14 protein-coding genes are annotated in these 21,944 nt (G+C 55.3%); 9 read left to right on the top strand and 5 right to left on the bottom strand.

The genetic code is table 11. From position 1 onward, the window contains the following. The first annotated feature begins 104 nt into the window (after window positions 1–104). From HNI00_RS16205 to purB, 5 genes are all read left to right on the top strand, one after another. Window positions 105–2,381, top strand: coding sequence for an FdhF/YdeP family oxidoreductase (locus HNI00_RS16205; RefSeq protein WP_316787592.1), 2,277 nt, complete (start codon window positions 105–107; stop codon window positions 2,379–2,381). 226 nt (window positions 2,382–2,607) lie between these two features. Next, entirely contained in the window at window positions 2,608–3,288 is a 681-nt protein-coding gene (locus tag HNI00_RS16210) for a Mo-dependent nitrogenase C-terminal domain-containing protein (protein WP_316787593.1), read from the top strand. 118 nt (window positions 3,289–3,406) lie between these two features. Beyond that, the gene (gene purM, locus HNI00_RS16215; protein ID WP_316787594.1) at window positions 3,407–4,429 is read left to right on the top strand and encodes a phosphoribosylformylglycinamidine cyclo-ligase; all 1,023 of its coding nucleotides are present in this window, start codon (window positions 3,407–3,409) and stop codon (window positions 4,427–4,429) included. A gap of 202 nt (window positions 4,430–4,631) precedes the next feature. Continuing rightward, complete coding sequence (locus HNI00_RS16220; protein ID WP_172355693.1) at window positions 4,632–7,199, top strand: mannose-1-phosphate guanyltransferase; 2,568 nt, start codon at window positions 4,632–4,634, stop codon at window positions 7,197–7,199. Window positions 7,200–7,285: 86 nt separating this feature from the next. Then, window positions 7,286–8,581, top strand: a complete 1,296-nt coding sequence (purB, locus tag HNI00_RS16225) for an adenylosuccinate lyase (RefSeq protein WP_316787595.1) — start codon at window positions 7,286–7,288, stop codon at window positions 8,579–8,581. A gap of 166 nt (window positions 8,582–8,747) precedes the next feature. Here the strand turns inward: purB and HNI00_RS16230 are convergent, their stop codons facing one another. Then, complete coding sequence (locus HNI00_RS16230) at window positions 8,748–9,776, bottom strand: IS5 family transposase (protein WP_316787596.1); 1,029 nt, start codon at window positions 9,774–9,776, stop codon at window positions 8,748–8,750. A gap of 719 nt (window positions 9,777–10,495) precedes the next feature. Here HNI00_RS16230 and HNI00_RS16235 point away from each other — a divergent pair. After that, window positions 10,496–11,632: a hypothetical protein gene (locus HNI00_RS16235; protein ID WP_316787597.1), complete on the top strand. Its 1,137-nt coding sequence runs from the start codon at window positions 10,496–10,498 to the stop codon at window positions 11,630–11,632. A 314-nt stretch (window positions 11,633–11,946) separates the two neighbouring features. Here HNI00_RS16235 and HNI00_RS16240 read toward each other — a convergent pair whose 3' ends face one another. Further along, the gene (locus HNI00_RS16240) at window positions 11,947–14,151 is read right to left on the bottom strand and encodes a phosphoketolase family protein (RefSeq protein ID WP_316787598.1); all 2,205 of its coding nucleotides are present in this window, start codon (window positions 14,149–14,151) and stop codon (window positions 11,947–11,949) included. Between the two features lie 266 nt (window positions 14,152–14,417). Between HNI00_RS16240 and HNI00_RS16245 the strand changes: the two genes are divergently transcribed. The 3 genes from HNI00_RS16245 to HNI00_RS16255 all read left to right on the top strand — a co-directional run bounded on the left by HNI00_RS16245 (window position 14,418) and on the right by HNI00_RS16255 (window position 16,417). After that, window positions 14,418–14,636: a hypothetical protein gene (locus HNI00_RS16245; protein WP_316787599.1), complete on the top strand. Its 219-nt coding sequence runs from the start codon at window positions 14,418–14,420 to the stop codon at window positions 14,634–14,636. Between the two features lie 85 nt (window positions 14,637–14,721). Beyond that, the gene (locus HNI00_RS16250; RefSeq protein WP_316787600.1) at window positions 14,722–15,381 is read left to right on the top strand and encodes a Uma2 family endonuclease; all 660 of its coding nucleotides are present in this window, start codon (window positions 14,722–14,724) and stop codon (window positions 15,379–15,381) included. Between the two features lie 295 nt (window positions 15,382–15,676). Beyond that, the gene (locus HNI00_RS16255; RefSeq protein WP_316787601.1) at window positions 15,677–16,417 is read left to right on the top strand and encodes an SIMPL domain-containing protein; all 741 of its coding nucleotides are present in this window, start codon (window positions 15,677–15,679) and stop codon (window positions 16,415–16,417) included. A 446-nt stretch (window positions 16,418–16,863) separates the two neighbouring features. Here the strand turns inward: HNI00_RS16255 and HNI00_RS16260 are convergent, their stop codons facing one another. The 3 genes from HNI00_RS16260 to HNI00_RS16270 form a co-directional block, all read right to left on the bottom strand. Next, complete coding sequence (locus HNI00_RS16260; protein WP_316787602.1) at window positions 16,864–17,547, bottom strand: hypothetical protein; 684 nt, start codon at window positions 17,545–17,547, stop codon at window positions 16,864–16,866. A gap of 288 nt (window positions 17,548–17,835) precedes the next feature. After that, the gene (locus tag HNI00_RS16265; RefSeq protein WP_316787603.1) at window positions 17,836–18,627 is read right to left on the bottom strand and encodes a YoaK family protein; all 792 of its coding nucleotides are present in this window, start codon (window positions 18,625–18,627) and stop codon (window positions 17,836–17,838) included. 355 nt (window positions 18,628–18,982) lie between these two features. Beyond that, the gene (locus tag HNI00_RS16270; protein WP_316787604.1) at window positions 18,983–21,601 is read right to left on the bottom strand and encodes a PAS domain S-box protein; all 2,619 of its coding nucleotides are present in this window, start codon (window positions 21,599–21,601) and stop codon (window positions 18,983–18,985) included. Window positions 21,602–21,944: the final 343 nt, after the last annotated feature.

The raw sequence follows: 21,944 nt of genomic DNA on the forward strand, positions 1-21,944 counted from the left end.
CTTCTGTAGAGGCATCCTCTGCAATCAGTCCTGCGGTAGCCTTTTGTTAAGGGTTAGAAATCCCGTTCCATTGCAATTCTTTATCACGCTCCTTACAACTGCTCATGTCTCCAACTCCCCAGCCCAAGCCGCCCCACAGCCAGACCAATGCCGACACGCCCGACCAAGGTGGTGGGCTTTCCGTGGTGCAATATTGGGCAGAGCAAACGCTGACACCCGAAGGGCCGCAGCTTTGGCAAACGCTAATGCACAAGAGCGCCTGTTTATCTTGTGCATGGGGCACAGGGGGGCAAAAAGGCGGTTTTCGCAACGAACTAGACGAGTCGATGCAGCGCTGCATGAAAAGCGTCGAGTCGATCATGGCGGAGCTAATGCCAGCCGTGCCGCCGCAGTTTTTTGAGACCCACAGCGTGGCAGAACTCCAGCAGTTGTCCTCGATGGCGGCCGATCGGCTGGGGCGGCTGAGTGTGCCAATGATCCGGAGGGCGGGGCGATCGCACTATGAGCGCATCAGTTGGGATGAGGTGTATGCGATCGCCACTGCTGCCTTCCAAAAGCCACCGGAACGGATTGCGTCCTACAGTTCGGGGCGCAGTTCCAACGAAGCTGCATTTCTGCTGCAACTGCTGCTGCGGACGCTGGGATCAAATAATCTCGCCGACTGTTCCGATCTGTGTCATGCCCCTTCCACCGTGGGGTTAAAAGAAGTGCTGGGAACCAGTACCTCGACCGTCAGCCTAGAAGGACTGAAGCAGGCAGATTGCGTCGTGCTGATGGGTTCCAATGCGCCCTATAACCATCCGCGCTTGATGAATGAGCTAATCAAATTGCGCGATCGCGGCGGTTCCGTAATTGTGATTAATCCCATCATGGAAGTGGGTCTGGTCAAGTTCGGTTCGCCGGCCTTTCCGCTGAAGTCTCTCATTCCCGGCTCAGACATTTCCTCCCACTATTTGCAACCGATTCCCGGTAGCGACGTGACGCTGCTGACGGGCATCCAAAAGGCGCTGCTGGAGTGCAATCAGGTGGACTGGGACTTTCTCAAGGCGCACACCGAAGGCTGGGAAGCAGTGGTGGAACAGGCCCGCAGCACAAGCTGGGAGGCGATCGCCCAGGGATGCGGCGTGTCTCAGCCGGAGATAGAAGCGGCGGCGGCGATCATCGGCAATGCAAAGCACGTCGTATTCGCCTGGGCGATGGGCATTACGCACCACGCGAACAGTGTGGACAACGTGTGGAATATTGTGAACACGGCTCTGATGACGGGCAACCTGGGCAAACCCGGCGCAGGCGTGATGCCGATTCGCGGTCATTCCAACGTGCAGGGCTTTGGCTCGATGGGCGTGACAGTGAAGCTGAAGCAGGAAATTCAGCAGGCGCTAGAGAAACTGCTGGGGCGATCGCTCAATCTGCCACCGGGTTATCATACTCGCGACCTGATCGACGCGGCAGAGGCAGGTCAGGTAGACACGCTGCTGGCGCTGGGCGGCAACCTCTACGGCGCAAACCCCGACACCGCCCAGGCAAAACGCGCCCTTGGCAACATTGACACGATTATTTATCTGGCGACCAAGCCCAATCCGGGGCACTTTCACGGGTTGGCCAAAACGAATACGATTGTGATTCCGGTCTTCAACCGCTTTGAAAATCCGCATAAAACCACGGTGGAATCGGGCAACAACTTTGTGCGAATGAATGATCCGGGCCAGACCCATCTGAAGCAGGCAGACCTGATTGCCGAAATTACATTTCTCACGGAACTGGCGCATCGGCTGCTGGGCGACGACCCGGTGGACTGGCGCAAGCTGCAAGATACGCGCTATGTTCGCCAGTTGATTGCCAAAACGATTCCTGGCTACGAAAAGATTGCTGCTTTGGACGACGGCGGTGAAGAGTTCACCATTTCAGGGCGCATCCTTACCCAGCCGCAGTTCAAAACGCCCTCTGGCAAAGCGCAGATGAAGCTCACACCGCTGCCCGATCTGTCGCTGCCCGACCCCAGTCACTTTGGCGCGGCCGATGGCGCAAACGGGCTGGTGCTGGCGCTGATCACGGCCCGCAGCTATTCGCAGCACAATACGGTGGTGTACAAGGAGGGCGATCGCTATCGAGGGATGCCCCATCGCCACTGCATTTTGCTGAATCCGCTGGATGCGGCCCGCGCTGGGCTTGCGGAACACCAGAGAGTCACCGTGCGGGGCGAGGCAGGCCAGCTAGACGGCGTGGAAGTGATTTTCGGTGCGGTGCGTCCCGGCGCGGCGCTGATGTTCTATCCCGAAGTGAACGCAATTTTTCACGCCAAAACGGACAAGCGCTGCGGCACGCCGGGCTATAAGCGAGTGCCCGTGTGGGTTGAGCAGGACAGCGGAGCGAGAGAGTGAGGAACTGTACAGCGCGGCGGTAAAAAATTCTGATAAAGTGATGACGTGTAAATCATCACAACGGTTAGAAGTGCTACAGATTTCAGTTCTGGCATTTCGACTATGCAGGTTCGGCATTCTCGCTCGGTTGCGGGCTTTGCGCCTGCGATCGCCCGGATAGCATAGAGAGTAGTGTGATGGATTTCGCCCCATGACTCTTACTTTTTCCCTTCCATTTTCCCTTCGTATGACTGGCGCTGTGCCATCCCCCTATAGCAATCAGCAGATTTCGGTCTGGCTGCGCGGACTGCTCGCCCTGGCCTGGGCAGACGGCAATTTCGACGAGCAGGAAAAAGCGCTGATTTCTGACCTGACGGAGATCGAGCTTGCGCCCAAAACCGAGCTAGAAGGCGCAGCCCGCATCATGCCGGAAGCCGTCGCCGAAGGTCTGGGAGACGATCCCAAAACGGCCGAAAACTTTTTGCGGACTGCCGTGATGGTGGCGATCGCCGATGGCACCTACTCTGCCGCCGAAGACCGCCTGCTTCAAGAATATTGCACCGCGCTGAATCTCCAGCCTGCCGTGCTGGATTCGCTGCGCCACACGTTGACCGAGATGAGCGAGGGCGGCCCGGTGGATCGGTTCGCTGACTTGGGCGATGACCACTATCTCCCCGTGCTGGCCCCGATGCAGGAGTGGCTAGACGGGCTGGAAGTGCAAGATCCGCGACTGGCCCGCTTCCTGTGCAAAATGATCCCGCCGCAGTGCCCCTTCGAGCGCGACGTGGTGCTGTTTGGCCGCAAGATCGTCCACATTCCTGCCATGTGCAAGCTCAATCCGCTGTATGAGCAGTTGGTCGGGCTGCGGTTTCGGGCGCTATCTTATCTAGCAGACGACTGCGGCGAGGATGTAACGCCGTATTGTTAATGCGGGGATGTTAATGCGGGGATAGCCGGAAGAGGGCTTTCGCGTTGACTTCCCGACTCCTGCCTCCTGACCCCCGATCCCTGTAAAATACTCCCTTGCACTCCACACGCGGGAACTCATGGACTATCGGCAAGCAGGGGTAGACGTAGAGGCGGGACGCGCCTTCGTGCGGCGGATCAGGGAAATGGTCGCCAGTACGCATCGCCCAGAGGTGATGGGCGGCATTGGCGGATTTAGCGGGCTATTTCAACTGCCGACGGGCTATCGAGAACCCGTGCTGGTGTCGGGGACGGACGGCGTGGGCACAAAGCTGAAGCTGGCGCACCAGTGCGATCGCCATGACACCGTAGGCATTGATCTGGTGGCCATGTGCGTGAATGACGTGCTGACCTGCGGCGCGGAACCGCTGTTTTTTCTGGACTACCTGGCGACGGGCAAGCTGGATGAAGACCAACTCGCGGCCGTGGTGGCGGGCATCACAGACGGCTGCAAGCAGGCGGGCTGTGCGCTGCTGGGCGGCGAAACGGCGGAGATGCCAGGGTTTTACCTGCCGGGAGAATACGACCTGGCGGGCTTTTGCGTGGGCATTGTGGAAAAGAGCCAGATCCTCGACGGGTCGCAGGTGCAAATCGGCGATGTGGCGATCGCCCTCCCCAGCAGTGGCATTCACAGCAACGGGTTCAGCCTAGTTCGCAAAATCGTAGACCAGGCCGGTCTGGAATTGAGCGAATCCCTGCCGGAACTGGGCAATGCATCCCTCGGTGAGGTCTTGCTGACACCAACCCGCATTTACGTTGCGCCCGTGCTGGCGGCGCGGCGCTCCGGTCTGCCCATCCACGGCATGGCCCACATCACGGGCGGCGGGCTGCCCGAAAACCTGCCCCGCGGCCTGGGCAATGGCCAGAGCGTGCGCGTTGACCCCACAAGCTGGACGATTCCACCGATATTCACCTGGCTGGAATCGGCGGGAGCGGTCGCCCGCGCTGAGATGTTCAACACGTTCAACATGGGGGTCGGCTTTGTGGTGCTGGTTCCGGGCGATCGCGCTGAAGAAACCTGTCGCTTTTTCCAAGCCCAGAGCGTCGCAGCTTGGCCTTTGGGCGAAGTCATTGCAGGGCAGGGCGAGGTGTTGATCGAGTAGCAGGTGAGTAGCGGGCGAATCGCGCGTGGGGGAGCCAATTGGCTGACGCTACGCCTGTCCCCAAGGGATTCAGGAATCCCCGCGCCGGGAATTTAACAAAATGAAATCTTTTTCGGCGGCCCTCTCATCATCTGGATCTGTCACAGTAAGAGCTATGGCCTGCGACTTAGAATCGCTGAAATAAGGGGCTGATGGAGGCGTTATGCGAGCAGTGCTGATGGCAGGGGGTTCGGGCACGCGGCTGCGGCCGCTGACCTGCGATTTGCCCAAACCAATGGTGCCCATTTTGAATCGCCCAATCGCCGAGCATATTATTAACCTGCTGCGGCGGCACGGGATCACGGAAATCATCGCCACGCTGCACTATCTGCCTGATGTAATGCGGGATTACTTTCAAGACGGCAGCGATTTTGGCGTGCAGATGACCTATGCCGTGGAGGAAGACGAGCCGCTGGGAACGGCGGGCTGCGTCAAAAACGTGGCAGATCTGCTGGATGAAACCTTTCTGGTGATCAGCGGCGACAGCATCACGGATATTAACCTGAGCGAGGCGATCGCCTTTCACAAGAAAAAGGGCGCAAAGGCGACGCTGGTGTTGGCCCACATTGCCAACCCGCTAGAGTTTGGCGTGGTGATTACGGACGAAGACGGGCGCATCCGCCGATTTTTGGAAAAGCCCTCCAGCAGCGAAATTTTCTCCGACACAGTGAACACGGGCACTTATATCCTGGAGCCGGAGGTGCTGGACTACCTGCCCGCCAACGAGGAATCAGACTTTTCCAAGGATCTGTTTCCGCTGCTGCTGGAAAAGGATTTGCCCCTGTATGGCTATGCAGCGGAGGGCTATTGGTGCGATGTGGGGCATCTGGATGCCTACCGCGAGGCGCAATATGCAGCGCTCTATCGGCGGGTAAAGCTGGAGTTTGCGAGTGAAGAGCGATCGCCCAATCTCTGGGTGGGACAAAACACCCACATCGACCCCACCGCCCAAATCGACACCCCTGCCATCATCGGCAGCAATTGTCGGATTGGCCCCAGAGCGGCGATCGCCGCAGGCACGATTATTGGCGACAATGTGACCGTCGGAGCCGATGCCGACCTGAAGCGCCCCATCCTCTGGAACGGCGTTACCATCGGCGACGAGGCCCACCTGCGGGCCTGCGTGGCCGCCAGAGGCACGCGGGTCGATCGCCGCGCCCACGTACTGGAAGGTGCGGTCATCGGTTCCCTCTCGGTGATTGGCGAAGAGGCGCTGGTGAACCCAGACGTGCGGATCTGGCCCAGCAAGCGCATCGAACCGGGGGCCATTCTCAACATGAACCTGATCTGGGGCCACGCCGCCCACCGCAACCTGTTTGGGCAGCGGGGCGTGTCGGGTCTGGCGAATGTGGACATCACGCCGGAATTTGCCGTGCGGCTGGGGGCGGCCTTTGGCTCGACGCTAAAGCCAGGAAGCCAGGTCACGGTGTCTCGCGACCAGCGCAATATCTCTCGCATGGTGTCGCGATCGCTCATTGCCGGCCTAATGTCCGTCGGCGTGCATGTGCAAAACCTGGAGGCCACCGCGATTCCCGTGGCCCGCGCCGTCGCCCCCAGCCGCAATGTCGCCGCCGGAATCCATGTCCGCGTTCACCCAGAGCGCTCGGATCACATCCTAATTGAATTCTTCAACCACAAGGGCATCAATCTATCCAAAGCCCAGGAAAAAAAGATCGAGGGAGCCTATTTCAAAGAAGACTTTCGCCGCGCCCAAATTCAGGAAATCGGCAACGTAGTGACGGTGCATCAAGCCAGCGATATCTATTGCGACAGCTTTGAGCGACACCTGCGGCTAGATGCGATTCGCAGCCACAGTTCCAAGGTGGTGATCGACTACGCCTATGCCGTGTCGGGCGCAGTGCTGCCGCAAATGCTGTCCAAATTTGGCTGCGACGCGGTGGTGCTAAACGCCAGCCTCAATCCCACCGTGCCCAGCGCCCAAGACCGAGAAGCGCTGCTGAGCCAGTTGGGTCACGTAGTCGAGGCGCTGAAAGCCAACTTCGGCGTGCAAGTGTCTGCCAATGGCGAGCAGTTAATTTTGGTAGACGAAGCAGGCAGCCCGATTCGCGGCGAGTTGCTGACGGCGCTGATGATTCACATGGTGCTGACGCAGCATCCGCGTGGCTCCGTGGTGGTGCCCGTGAATGCCTCCAGCGCTGCCGAACAAATCGCCCGTCGCCACGGCGGCCAGATCCTCCGCACCCGCGCCAACCCCACCGCCCTGATGGAAGCCTGCTACACCAATCCCAATGTGGTGCTAGGCGGCAGCGGCGAGATGGGCTTTATCTTTCCGCAACTGCATCCGGGGTTCGACGCGATGTTTTGCATTGCCAAGATGATCGAAATGCTGAGTTTGCGATCGCAAGACCTGGCCAGCAGCGCCCCCCGCACCCTCGGCCAGATTCGCCTCGACCTGCCCCGCGTCTGCCACAAAATGATCACCGTCCGCTGTCCCTGGACGGCCAAGGGGTCTCTCATGCGCCATTTAGTAGAAACGCACCCAGCCCAGCAGCTTGAGCTAATTGATGGTGTAAAAATCTTTAACCCGCAGCACGATAGCTGGATCTTGGTGCTGCCCGATGCGGGCGAACCGCTGGTGCATCTCTATGCCGACAGCGTGGATCGCGGCTGGGTGGATGAAACCCTGCGGGAATATCGTGCCGCCGTCCTTGCCTTTGTGGAGCGCGACGTGGGGCTAGATGACCATTCTAGCGACTGGCAAATGGGTTGAAGGAGGGACGTGGATTTTTCACGCAGGACGCACGAAAGACTAGCGCTTTCCAATACAATAAATGGGTTGTATTCAGCGGCAGAGCCTTGATCGAGCGCTATACTTTGCCCGAAATGGGCAGTCTTTGGACGGACGAATATAAATTCAAGACGTGGCTCCAGGTGGAGATTGCGGTCTGCGAGGCGCAGGCGGAATTGGGCTATATTCCGGCAGACGCAGTGGAGACGATCAAGGCCAAGGCGCAGTTTGATCCAAAGCGAATTCTGGAAATCGAAGCAGAAGTGCGGCACGACGTGATTGCGTTTCTGACCAACGTGAATGAGTATGTCGGCGACGCAGGGCGCTACATTCACCTGGGCATGACCAGTTCCGACGTGCTGGATACGGCGCTGGCGCTGCAACTGGTCGCCAGTCTAGAGGTGCTGCAATCCCACGTAGACAAGCTGGCCCAGGCCATTCGCTTTCAGGCGCAGCAGCATCGGGAAACGGTGATGATTGGGCGATCGCACGGCATTCATGCTGAACCCATCACCTTCGGCTTTAAGCTGGCGGGCTGGCTGGCAGAAGTGCTGCGGGGGCGCGATCGCCTCTGTCAGTTGCATCAAGAGATCGCCGTCGGCAAGATCTCTGGCGCAGTGGGCACCTACGCCAATCTCGATCCGCAAATCGAGGCGATCGCCTGCCAGAAGCTCGGTTTGCAGCCGGATACTGCCTCAACGCAGGTCATTTCGCGCGATCGCCACGCCCAGTTCTTCAACGTACTGGCACTCCTCGCCGCCTCCATCGAGCGCTTTGCAGTAGAAATCCGCAACCTCCAGCGCACCGACGTACTGGAAGTGGAAGAATTCTTCTCCAAGGGGCAAAAAGGCTCCTCCGCCATGCCCCACAAGCGCAACCCGATTCGCTCGGAGCGGCTGACGGGCATGGCCCGCCTGATTCGCGGCTACGCCATGACGGGTCTAGAAAACGTCGCTCTCTGGCACGAACGCGACATTTCCCACAGTTCCGTCGAGCGCGTCGCCCTGCCCGATGCCTGCATCCTCACCCACTTCATGCTGGTGGAAATCACCGACTTGGTGAAAAATCTCCAGGTCTATCCCGAAAACATGCAGCGCAACATGAACGTCTACGGTGGCGTGGTCTTTAGCCAGCGGGTGATGCTGACGCTGGTAGAAAAGGGGCTGGCCCGCGAAGCCGCCTACGCCGTCGTGCAAAGCTGCGCCCACCAGGCCTGGAACACACCCGATGGGGACTTTCATGCGCTAATTGCCGCCGATGCCACGGTCAAATCCCACCTGTCCCCAGAAGAAATCGAAGCCTGCTTTGATCCCAACCACCACCTGAGAAATCTGGACGTGATCTACCAGCGGCTAAATATTTAGGACTGAGCGTTGAAGGCTGGGAACCTCGATTAATTGAATTTTGCCAGGGTAAAGTCTCAAGTGAGACAGGAGCATTGCTGCGCTTCCCCTAGCAGATGACTGCTCTTGAACTACCTCATCCTGTAGGCAGGCATAGAACCCAGCAGTAGTCTGCCGATTCCGGCGTTTAATCGGCTACTTGGGTCTGTAAGAACGTATAGCGCATCAAGTTGTAGGTCAGATTCTTCAGCCCTAAGGATGCCTTGACCCGTACCATTCCAATCACGCGCACCAGTTTGCCACCCATTTGCATGATCCACGCACCAAACACATGCTCGACTTTCGAGCGGGTTTTTGACTTGGTGCGATTCGAGTGTTGTTGCTCCTCGCTCAGCGGACGATTGCGATAGGAACGCTCATGAATCTGACTGTCAAAGCCCATCAACGCCAGCACCTGCTCAATCGCCTCGCTGCGATAGGCGCTGTCTGCCCATACGCTACCTGCCTCATTGTCGTCGTCCAATAAATGTCCCAACACTTGCGAATCATGCACTGCTGCATCGGTGACTTGATACTGCCGGATCAAACCATACTCAGCATCGATACTGACGTGGTTTTTGTACCCAAAATGGCACACACCTCGCTTCTTCGTCCATCGAGCGTCCGTGTCTTTTTGCGCCAATTGATGCGGCTTGTCCTGCCAATCTTGAGGGATTTCGCCCTGCTTGAGTTGCTGGTTCTCTGAGTTGCTGTTGTGTTGCTTGGGCACAGGAATTAAGGTCGCATCTACAATCTGTCCTCCTTTGGCAGCATAGCCCTGCTTGATTAAGTAACCATCGAATTGCTCGAATAATGCCTCAATCAACCCCTGCTCAATCAGTTGTTTGCGAAATAACCAGACGGTTGTTGCATCAGGCACTTCATCGGACAAACTAAACCCCATGAACTGCATGAACGACAGACGGTCACTGACTTGATATTCCAGTTCCTCATCGCTGATGTTGTACAACTGTTGCAAAATCAGGAGTTTGAACATCACCACGACATCGATTGCTTTGCGTCCCGCATTGCTCTTTCGAGGTTTGTCATGGATTTTCTCCAATGTAGGTCGAAAGTCCTCCCAAGGAACAATTTGGTTGAGCCGCACCAATAGATCTTTTTTCTGCCTCAGTTTGGCTTGGCGTTCTTCCCAGTCCCAAAATCCGGCTTGGCTCATCAGTCTTCACCCTTACTCTCTCTGACTATGATCTCACTCTTGTCTCAACTCAAGACACTACTTGACCAATTTTTCGAGGTTCCCGGCTCAAAGATTGCTAAAGAGCGCTGCTGCCACAAGATGCCATCATCGCAGAAGAAAAGCTAACCTGTTACTCGCTAGTGCCTTTACCCAGAGATGGCAAGTCAAAGTTCCTGGCACAAGGTTACACTTTGAACAACTAGCCCGCAGAGCCAGTTGATTAGAGGGTGTTTGAAAAGGTATCGCCTGTAATGTTAAGCACTCAGAGATCCCCCCTTAGCTCCCCTTTTTAAGGGGGGAAACCGCCTTGAAGTCCCCCTTTTTAAGGGGGATTTAGGGGGATCTTGCACGCTTTGCTACAAAAAGTAGGACTTTTCAAACATCCTCTTAGAAGATGATCTAGATTTTCTATTGCAAAAAGAGCAGACCGAGCGAAAAAGCGCTTAGTGGAAACGTGCCTAAACCGATTGTTCGGTTGTGGTATCAAGCGCGATCGCCCCTCTCTAGGCATATCCTTTGGAGTTCCATTTAATAAGTTTTGTAAGAACTTAATTAAAAGTCATTGATCCTCTGAGGCAGTGTCACTAAAAAGCTTGAGCAGGGTGTTCAATTAATCTCTGAAAAAATCATAAGTTGCTGAACATCCCTGATTGATATACAACATTAGAGACTGCTGTCGCGCAAGGTTTACGTAGCTCATGCAGAAATGGGTAGCCGATGGACTGGTTGTTGGGCTGGCAACAATTGTTCTGGGTGGCACAGCCTCAGCCCTATTCCCCAGAAACTCTATTGCCAGCATCGCCAGCAGCAGTTTGGGAGCAGTCTCCAGTTCAATGGTTCTTGCTCGGCGTAGAACTCGCCTCTCACCTGAATCAGAGGAACCGGAAGAAAATGTCTATCCTCAGTTGCCTGAATTGTCAGAAAAACACGTTTCAGGCGTACTAGAGGAGTCAGATTCAGCAGAACATACGCCCTTTAGCGAACCCGTCTTAGATAAGAATTCAAAAGCAAGCCTAATAGAAAATCCTTCTACAAATCCTTCTACAGAAGACACGGCCGAAGAGTCTGAGAATCTTCAGCTTTTGGATGGACGCTTAAGTGAAGAGGTTGCCATCAAATGGCTGGCGAATAGAGGCGTATCTGTCATGGATCAACCTGAGCTTGACCCTCACACAGAAGAAATTTTTAATAAGCACGCCGTTAGATTAGGCAATAAGTATAAGGACGAAGATGGTCAGCCCCAGCTATCTCGCTTATTAGGACAAATCAAGTGGTCAATCATAAATGAGAGAAATCTGACCTGTCACCTCAATAGAGCATCCCAAAAGCAAATTGGAACGATCACCCAATTTGGTAAAGACTTAGATAAAGACACCCTATTCTTTTCTCGATACAAATATTTTCCGGGCGAAAAGATCATTCGTGCAAGTGTGCGGAATAGACCAGATACGCGGAGCTTTTTCACAGGGGGCTGGTTTGAGAGATTTATAGAATACAAAGTTTCTGATTTTCTGCAACGCTCAAACTTATCCTATTCTCGTCTAATGAATCGGCTGATTCAATTCTCAAACGGGGACAGTTTTGAACTGGATTTATTCTATGTGGTTGAAGGCAAGCCATTGCTGATTGAGTGCAAAACAGGAAGAGATCGAGATGCTTATCAGAAGTTTTCCGATCGTCGAAAACGTCTCTCTATTTCACCAGAGAGAGCTTTTCTAGTGATTCTTGACTTCGATCCTGGTGAAACTGAGCGGCTCAGTGCGGTTTGGAAGTTTAATATCGTTGGACAGGACAACCTGATTCCCCAGATAGAAGCAGGGCTGGGTTCCAATTAGTACAGACATTCTTCTGCCAGGATTTCATTGTTCCTGGAGCCAAGTAGTTCTTGCAGTCCGCCACGACGGCACTTCTGGCGCTAACAGGTGATGGTTGAGGGATCACGTCCCAGTTATTGCGCTGAGACTATTAGAGGGTGTTTGAAAAGGTATCGCCTGTAATGTTAAGCACTCAGAGATCCCCCCAGCCCCCCTTAAAAAGGGGGGAAACCGCCTTAAAGTTCCCCTTTTTAAGGGGGATTTAGGGGGATCTTGCACGCTTTGCTACAAAAAGTAGGACTTTTCAAACATCCTCTGAGACTAGCGCGATTGGACTAGCGCGATTGGACTAGCGCGATCGCCCGTGCAGCCAGAGCTTCAGCCGTAATGCCGTTGAGCGCCATCAGTTCCCCAGCGCTGGCGGTGGTTTCGCCTCGCTTCCAGGCAAACACATCGCGCTTGCTGGTTGAGCGCAGCATCACTGGCTCCAGCATGGCACTGGCTCCACCCGTCACGCCGATCAGCGCATCGCCGCCAAACAGGTTTTCAAACCCAGCATCGTCCAGGAAATGACCATCCGGCTCGGAGCAGATGTCCCACAGGGTATCGCTGGGGCGGTAGAGGCGACGGGGACTGATGACCGACACGATCCGCACCCCCAAGCCCTGGGCTTCTAAAAGCTTTGCTGCGTCGAATACGGGCGAAAGGATCATGTCGCCCACCACCGCAAACACGACGGCCTTGCTGCCGCTGCTGGAATGAAGGGCGATCGCCCCCTGTTCCAATGCCTGTCGCGTCTGGTCAAACGTCGTGCGAATCGGCAGCGGCGACTTGCTGGCGGTAATCACCACACCTTTGTTGTTCTGCGACAGCGCCCATTCGTAGCAAGCCTGCACGCTGTTAGCATCGGGCGGAAACAGCGGAAATACATTCCCATTCCGCATCATGGCGGCAAAGTAGGCCTCAATTTCTGGGCGCTGGTGCGTCCAGCCGTTGCGCCCCTGCTCCAGCGCCCCTGCCGTAAACAGCGTAATGGTCGCGGGCGTTTTGCGGCGTAGCTCGGCCATCGCCTGCGTTACTGTCTGCCAGATCGGCAACCCGTTAATGGCAAACGATTCATAGGAACACCACAGCGTCCGCCCGCCGAACAGCGACAGCCCAGCCGCCAGACCCGCACAAGCATCTTCGCTCAGCGGCTCATAGACCTGACCCTTGGGAGCCTGGTTATAGAGCGGGTCTTCGGTGGGGTGGATGATCTTTAGCGCCTGGTTGATGTTGGCGATGCCCGATGCCTCGTTGCCGTCGGCATTGGTGACCAAAAACGTGCGATCGCTCGTTCCCACATGCCCCACCAGCTTGCCCATTGCCGTAGTCGAAACCTTGGGGTCGCCCCCTACCGGATATTCCTCTAGCGGCAGCGGCCCCAGATCCGGCAGGGGACGCTCAAACTCGGTGACCACTGTTTTCGATGCTGGGCCGCCGCCCGCCCGCTCGCAGTTCGTCCGCACGATTGCCCAAGCTTCAGGAGAGAGCGATCGCGTCTTCAGCGCATCCATAATGTGGGGCGCGTCTAGCGTGTCTTTGGGGTATAGATTGTGGGACTTTGCGCCGCGGGCATGAACCCCTGCGCCCTTGAGCTGCTTGATGATAAACGCGGTCAGCTTGCCGCTGAGGGCAGAGCGGGCTGCTTCGTCCACACCCACCAGCACGCTCTGGGTAAAGGCGAGACGCTGCTTCAAGGAGAAAGCCGTGCTATCGACATAATCTCCCGGCTGATCCTGATCGTCGAAGTCCTTCGCATCCACCAGCACCACTTCGTCAAAGCCGTGCCCATGCCAGTAGGCCAGCATTTGCTCGTTGGTCTTCAGCGACACCATGCTGTGGTGTTCTTGCGAAAAGCCATTCCACACCAGCACAGGCAAAAAGTTGGTAGAACCGGGGAAGGCTGTGTGGAAGTGCATAAACGAACTCATGATGTAGGGTTCGCCTAGCCCGCCGTCGCCAATGGTGAAGGGAAATAGCGTGTCGGGATACAGCAACGCCCCGGCCATTGCAAAATGCTGCCCCTGGCCCAAGGGCCCCGCCGGAGCCAGCAGACCGGGAATAAAGCCAGACAGGTGGCCCAACAGTCCGTGCCGCTCCCGGAAGCGATCGCGCATTTGCTGCACTGTGGTAATGCCCATATCCTCCAGAGAGCGATCGAGGAACATGGCGCTATAGAATCCTGGCGCGTGGTGTCCCACCTCCGTCACGATGTTTTTGTAGCCCAGCATCACCAGTGCGGCATACGCTTCGGCCTGACTGGCAAAGCCGCCGGGATGTCCAGATCCTTTGCTGCCGCAGATTTGCACCGTCAGGTAGCGCAGCGCGTCGGCATAAAGCAGCGTTTGGAAGACAGCGGCGGGGTCTGTTGGCGTGGCGATCGCCCTTGCCCCTTCAGCGATGGCAGGTGTAGCCCCGTAGGTCTCGAATCCCGGCAGCGTTTCACCAAAATACTGAATCCCTTCACAAAATCCCGGAGCCATCTGGGTCGCCGTCATGCCACATCCCCCGCTGAGATAAACGCTAGAAACCGCAAAACACTAGAAACCGCAAAACACAATACATCATCGTATCTCAGGTGGGGAGCCAGATTGGTATTTAGGTTTCAATGATTGCCATTAGGAGTATTGGATTGAGTATTGGATCAGGACTTACGCACTTGCGATAAGCTCCGGCGATCGCCCGTCTGGGCAGCGTTGCCCTTTCCAACTCCGTTTCTGAGTATGGTGGAAGCAGCAAGCAAGCGCTAGGAGGCTAAAACGACGTGGAGACGTTAATCACAGCGGCGATCGCCGTTCTCATTTTGATGCTGGTGTTTTCCTTGATTACCAAGGCAATCCGGCTTGCCATCAATGTGGCGATTATCCTGGTGCTGCTGGTTGTGCTGGTGCGAATTACTGGAGTCAGCTTGGGCGAAGCCATGCAGCCCGTGTTCGCCATCTGGGACTGGCTGCGGCAGATGTTTCAAAATGCTCAGCGATAATTCGCGATAATGCTTGATAATTACCAATCCAGGGCGATCGCCCCCCAAAAATCCAAAATCCAAAATCCAAAATCGCAACTCCGCCATGCAACTCCTCGACGACCTGGCAACCCATTGGCAAATTGAAGATCCGGAAGAACAGCGGCTCATCTCCAACGTCTCCTGGGCGCAATATGAAACGCTGCTGGCAGAACGGGGCGACAGCCTCGCCTACCGGGTGAACTACTTAGATGGAGTCCTAGAAATTGTGGCACCGAGCCGTCGGCATGAGTCTGGAAAAACCCGCATTGGCACGCTGCTGGAAATCTATTTCCTGGAAGCGGAGATTGAATATTTCCCCACAGGGTCTACCACCTTTCGCCAGGCACAGCAACAGGTTGGGCTAGAGCCAGACGAGAGCTATTGCATTGGCAGCGAAAAGGAGATTCCAGATTTGGCGATCGAAGTCATCGTCACCAGCGGCGGGATGAACCGACTGGAACGGTTTCGGCGGCTGGGTATTTCAGAAGTCTGGTTTTGGCAGGGCGATCGCTTTTCGATTTACCATCTCCGCGAACAGGTTCCTGAATCATTTTTGCAAACGGCTGGCTATGAGCTAGTTCAGCACAGTGAATTGCTGCCTGAACTGGATGTGGAAATCCTAAGTGAATGCGTTCGCAATCCCAATCCGCTGGCAGCCGCGAAGGCATTTCGTCAGAGCGTGCGTCAGCAAATGGGACTGAACGAGGGCGATCGCCCATCTTAATATTATGCTCCTATATTATGTTCCTCCATCTCTGCCCAAAGGCGAAGCGCCAAACTTGCAGTAGTCCAACTCACCAATCGACTCCGGTGGCTTCGATTTCTGCCAGCAGGCGTGGCGATCCTGCTTCCGCCTCGATCAGGTCGATCGGCTAAGTTTCAAAAGATGGGGTATCAAAAAGTGTAACTGAACGTACCGTCTCTCCTGGGCAGTGCCAAAGTAGGAGCATCCTTAAATTCATTCCTATGAGGAGATGATAGCAATGAAACCCGCGATGCCTTCTATGATAAAAGCGGCGATGAAACCGAACAGACTGACGCGCACCGCCTTTGGGCTGAGTTCGGCGGTGCTGCTGGCGGTGGGCGGGCTGAGCCTGATGCCGATAAACCCCGATCCAGTGATGGCGAACGAAGTGATGACGCGCGTGTTGACGGTAACGGGAACAGGGAACGAGTTTATCCCCACCACGCTCAGCCAGGTCAGCCTGGGGGTGGAAGTGCGGGGGGCAACCGCAGAAGCGGCCCAGCAGGACGCAGCGCGTCGGTCAAATGCAGTGGTGCAATTGCTGCGATCGCGCCAGGTTGATAAGCTGCAAACCACAGGCATCAACCTCACCCCGGTCTACAACTACAACAACAACGAGCAGCGGCTTGTGGGCTACACGGCCACGAACACCGTCAGCTTCCGTGTGCCGACCGATCAGGCCGGCGGGCTGCTAGATGAAGCCGTAAAAGCGGGGGCCAGCCGCATTGACAGCGTGAGCTTTGTGGCCTCAGATGAGGCGATCGCCCAGGCCCAGCAGGTCGCTCTGCGCGAAGCCGTGCAGCAGGCCCAGTCCCAGGCGGATACTGTCCTGGCAGCGTTAGGTCTGCGCCGTCAGGAAATTGTCGGTGTGCAGATCAATCACGCCTCTGCACCTCCGCCGATGCCGATTCTACGCCAGTCTATGGCAATGGATTCTGCTGCTGCTGCGCCTACGCCTGTGATTGGTGGAGAACAGGAAGTGCAAACAACCGTCACGCTCCAGATCCGCTATTAGGTATCTGTTAGTTATGCATCTGCTGGTTATGCATCTGCTGGTTATGCATTAGGTAAAGTACCTGTCTCAGGTCGGTCCACTCATTAAGAATGGCACTCGGTACAGAGCTGACAACCTTGGTTTTGACAACCCTGGTATTGTCGATCTACCGAGTGCTGTTTCGTCTCAGAATCATGTTGCATCAAAACGTAACTAAAGCAACGTAACTAAAGCAAAGGACTGTATGGTGGAAAATCCTAAACCATACAGCCCCGATGAAGTTTGAGGTAAACAAATTGGGCGAATCCCAGTTCTGCAAGTTTGCCCTCATCCCCCAACCCCTTCTCCCAAAAAGGGAGAAGGGGAGTCGGATTGAAAGTTCCTCTCCCGTTTTGGGAGAGAGATTTAGGGTGAGGGTTAAAAAAGTGGGATGCACCCAACAAATTAGAGCAAAAACTAGAGAAAAATTACTCGGAAGCCGCCTCGATCTTCTGCTTGATCTTTTCAGTAATCGTCTCCAGAGAAGGCGCAAACTCTTCTTTCTTCTTCAAACCAATCTTGATTTTTTCAGCAATTTCGTCAGCCGTTGGCGCGACACCATCTTTACCAGGAGTGATCCCTTTTGCCTTCACTTTCTCGGCGATTTCTTCGGCAGTCGGGGCAAACATCTCCTTCTTCTTCAAACCAAACTTGATCTTTTCAGTGATCTCTTCAATAGATGGTTTGAATAGCCCCTTCTTTCGCATGAAAAACTCGGTGCGCTGTTCGGGGGTCAGGGTAGCGAAGAAGTCGCTCTTGGGGAGGCCCTTGATCAGGCTTGCAAGCTCAGACTTTTGCTCTGGTGTCAGGGTCAGTGACTTGAAGGCCTTGCGGAGACTGTCGCCGCCTGCAATTTCTGCGGCAAACTGATCAATCTGGTCGGGGCGCAAAACAGCAGCAAGTTGGGGGAGAACTTCCTCATTGAGCTGTTTCAACAGCTCTTTTTGAGACTCGGTCAAATCTAGATCGCTGGTTTGCGTTAGACCCGGAAACGCTTTTAATAAATCAGAAATCGAAAACTGGGAAATCGGAAAGGCATGGGCAGCGCTTCCCAATAAAAGGTTCAACCCCATGATTAGGGAAACTACTAAAGACAGAAACGCACGTCTCATCGGATATGTCCTTCTTGTTTGAGAGAATCAGGCTGATTCAGTTCTTTGATGTCAATCAACTTTAAGTCAATCAACTTTAAGTCAATCAACTTTAAGTCAATTAGCTCTAAGTCGTTGAGCTTTAAGTCATTGAGCTTTAAGTTAAATCAGCTTTAATCAACATTGTGCTAGTAGTGGGAAACCCTCTTCTTCACCCATCAGCATTACACCAGTGTATGAAGCTGTGTGTATCCGTAAATGCGAGAAAGCGATCAAGTAGGGTTCAGTTTTAGATGGTGCAGGTTCAGATTATGCAGGGGAAGAGGCTTGGGCATGTTCCTTGAAGGCGGCGATCGCCATCACAGAAATGATAATCAGCGGAATGATCAAACTCCACCAAGTTTCGGAAACCATGACAAAATAAACCGCCGACGCGCCACCCAGCGCAAACCCTAGGATGACAGGAAAAACGCGGCCCATCCGCTCAACCGCTTCGGCTACCTCCTGGCTAGCCTGGGGGTTTTTGTGCATCGTTAGCTTACCTACGATGTACTGCACGATATCGATGGTGATCTGTGTGGTGTTGCCCGTCATCACGGTAGTTGGAATATAGCTCTTAAATACGCCTTTGGCTTCTTTCATCAGCGCGTTTTGAATCGCCATTGCCACCACACCGGTCATCGCAATGGGGAAAATCAGGTCTTCCTGCACGTCTACAAGCAGAGAGGGGGAGAGGCTTGTCGCCACGACGAGAAACACCGCCAGGGCGATCGCCTCTAGGGTCAGCAGCACCGCAAACACCGGCCACTTCTTGCCTCTTGCAAACCGAGCGACCAGTGACGTGATGGCCACCGTGAGCATAAAGATGGGCAGCATCAGTAGCCGCGTCACCGTGCTGCCTTCGTCCGATGCCACAAAGGACGACCCTGCCAGCGCAATGTTGCCTGTGACATGGGCGGTGAAAATGCCAAACAGAATAATAAATGCTGAGGTATCCACAAACCCTGCCACCCAACTCAGCAGAAACCCTGCGGGCCCGTCGCTGAGCAAAAATGAACTTAATCGAAACGTTTCACCGTCTGCCCTCGAAGTCGCAACCATGAACGCCAGTGCTCCTAGTAACAGTGATTGCAGGGGTCTATTGCAGGTCTATTTCAGAGATTATTGAACAACACAGGAGCGCAAGAGCTTTGCCCCCGCGCCCTGATAAATAATAGCGAAGCACGAACAATGGATCGCTGGATCGCCAACAGCAGAGATCAGCAACTCGTGTCCCTAAACCTGGTCAGCCTTGGAAACCCCCTTGCGCGTAGCATATTATCCCCAAGGGGGAGGGTGTTTTGTGTTTTTTGATACGGTTTGGAGTGAATGGGGTGGACGGGGTGTGAGGGGAGGGGGAAGAGGGAAGAAGGAAGAACGAAGAACGAAGAGGGAAGAAGGAAGAGGGAGGAATGGGTTAGGAGAGTTCTGCGACCGCCTGGGAGATTGGGATTTGAATCACAAACTCGGTGCCCTGACCTGGTTCCGAGAAGCATTCCAGCGTGCCGCCGTGTTTTTCGGTGACGATTTGATAGCTGATGGACATGCCCATGCCTGTGCCTTTACCGACGGACTTGGTGGTGAAAAATGGGTCAAAGATGCGCTGCCTGACGCTGGGTAGCATTCCTGTGCCGTTGTCGATGATGTGGATGCTGACTTGATGATCGGGCAAGACCTGGGTTTTGATGCGGATGGTGCTGGGTTCAGCCTGCTGGTCAGCGATCGCCCGCTGCTGATCGCGTTCTTCTAGCGCGTCAATGGCGTTCGACAGGATGTTCATAAACACCTGGTTGAGTTGACCTGCATAGCACTCGACGGGTGGCAGCGAGCCGTATTCTTTGACCACCCGAATCTCTTCGCGGCCGGAGCGTGCCTTCAGGCGATTGTGCAAAATCATCAGTGTGCTGTCGATGCCGTCGTGGATGTCTACGGGCTTGGACTCCGCTTCGTCTAGCCGGGAGAAAATGCGGAGCGAGCGCACGATCTCGTGAATCCGCTCAGTTCCCACTCGCATTGAGGCAAGCAGTTTGGGCAAATCTTCGCGCAGAAACTCCAGATCAATTTCTTCGGCATACCGGGTAATTTTGGGCGTGGGTTCAAGATACTCCTGCTGATACAACTCCATTAGCTCCAGCAAATCCTGCACATAGTTGCGGGCATGGGCCAGGTTGCCGTGGATGAAGTTCACCGGGTTGTTGATTTCATGGGCAATGCCGGCCACCAGTTGCCCTAGGCTCGACATCTTTTCACTTTGCACCATCTGCGCCTGGGTGCGCTGAAGCTCTTGCAGCGCGTGTTGCAGTTCCTCGCTCTGGGCGCGGCTCTGGGTGTAGAGTTCGGCCTGGTCAATGGCGATCGCCAGTTGGGTGGCCACCGATTGCAGCAAATCGCGCTCTCGCTCGGTCCACGGGCGCACCCGCTGAAAGTGGTCGCCAATCAGACAGCCGATTCGCTGAGAATGCGTCCGCAGCGGCATCAGCACCACCGACTGCACCCCCGATTCCGTCAGCAGCGCTTGAAAAACCGGGTCGCTGCACTGGGCCGTGTCGTCTACCCAAACCATCTGCTGCTGGATCAACTGCTGCACCACATTGTCGCCAACCAGCCGCAGGGGATACTCACCCAGCAGGCTGGGCGCATGGTCGTTTTTGGCTTCTTGCACAATCTCCCAGTGCGGCGTGTCGGCCTCGGGCAGCACCCAGCAAAAGCCGCAATAGTCGATTTCCAGCAGGTTTCGCACGGCCTGAATGGTGGTTTCAAGTACCGTGTCCAGGTTGAGAGAATTGCGGATCTGCTGGGCAAGCTGGTTCAGCAGGGTTTGGCGATCGGCGTAGTCCTGAATTGCCTCTTCTGCCCGCTTGCGATCGGTGATGTCGATGGCGATGCCGCCCACCACCTGCTGTCCCGACCCGTCCGACATGGGAAATTTGTAGACCAGCGAATCGCCAATCGTGCCATCCGGCAGCGGAATCGGCTCGATCGTGGCCAGCAGACGACGGTTGTGAATGACGGTTTGAACGTTGTGCAAAAATTCTGCCGCGACCTCTTTGGGGTATAGATCAAATAGCGACTTGCCCACCACGTCCGGCGTGGGCAGGGTGAACATTTTCAAATAGGTCTGGTTGATGTAGAGCATTTGCCCCTCATAGCTGACCATCCAGGCAGCCGTCGGGCTGTGATCCATAAACGCCTGAAAGCGCTCCTCGCTGTGGCGGCGAGCCTCTTCTGCTTCCTTGCGCGGCGTGATGTCTTGCACCGTGCCTACCATTGTCACGGGCTTGCCGTCTTCGCTCCACAGGACATCGCCCCGACCCGCCAGCCAGTGAATGGAGCCATCGGGCCAGATCACTCGATAGTCCGCAGCATAGGCGGTTTTGCCAGCGATCGCCGATTCGATTGCCTGTTCAATCCGCCTCACGTCTTCTGGGTGAATCGCCTTTGCACAGGTCGCCCAAGTACCATCGAAGGTTTCATCCGTCAGTCCAAACAGATGCTTCGCTTCGTCGCTGAAGTGTTCCAGATGATCCGTTGCAATATTCCATTCCCAGATGCCCGTTTGCGCTGCCTTGAGCGCCAGCCGCATCCGCTGTTCACTTCGTTGCAATGCCTTCTCGACCTCCTGACGCTGAGCCTCTAGCTGGAGGCGATCGCCAATATCTCGCCACGTTGCGTGCAGAATGGTGCGCCCCTTCCACTCGATCGCCGTCAGCAATACCTCCACCCACAAGTCTTCCCCATTCATGCGGTGGTGCATCCATTCAAATCGGTGACTGCCCTGCCGCAGGGCGATCGCCATCATCTCATTTGCCGTTTCAAACGAGGGTCGTCCGTCGGGCTGCACCATTGGTGAGAGCAGGGCGGGATGCAGCGATTGCACTTGCGCTTTGTCAGTGCAACCCAGCAGGGCGATCGCCGCTGGATTGCAGTCAATGAACACGTCGCCATCGATCAGCAAAATGGCATCGGCAGAGCGCTCAAAAAGCTGGCAAAAGCAGTCGTTGGGTAGGGGCAAACCGAAACCAGCAGGTTCAACCATGAGCTTCTAGAAAAAGAAAAGGGGCTGAGTCTACGTAATGCAAGGCAATTGAGGCGGCGGTTGAGGAGCACCACTTCGCGACATCCAGGTAAACGTCATGTGGGAAAAACGCTAATCTAAAAACGCTAATCTATAAAGCAGTTAGGGATCTGACTGCCTGACACATCTCTGGGAACCCTTGATTTCTCGTAAGCGACGCTGCTCCGAAAGCCCCTTCGACCCAGCCCTCCGGTTTCAACTCAAGGGCTATGGGCTTCGACTCCAGGAAAACGCATTTTCCAGGCTTTCGGGACTTGTGTCAGGCAACCAAGTTGGGGGTTGGAAAAACTGCAAATGTCGTTCC

This window comes from Thermoleptolyngbya oregonensis NK1-22, from assembly GCF_032705245.1.
In the GTDB taxonomy this organism is placed as follows: Bacteria; Cyanobacteriota; Cyanobacteriia; order Elainellales; family Elainellaceae; genus Thermoleptolyngbya; species Thermoleptolyngbya sichuanensis.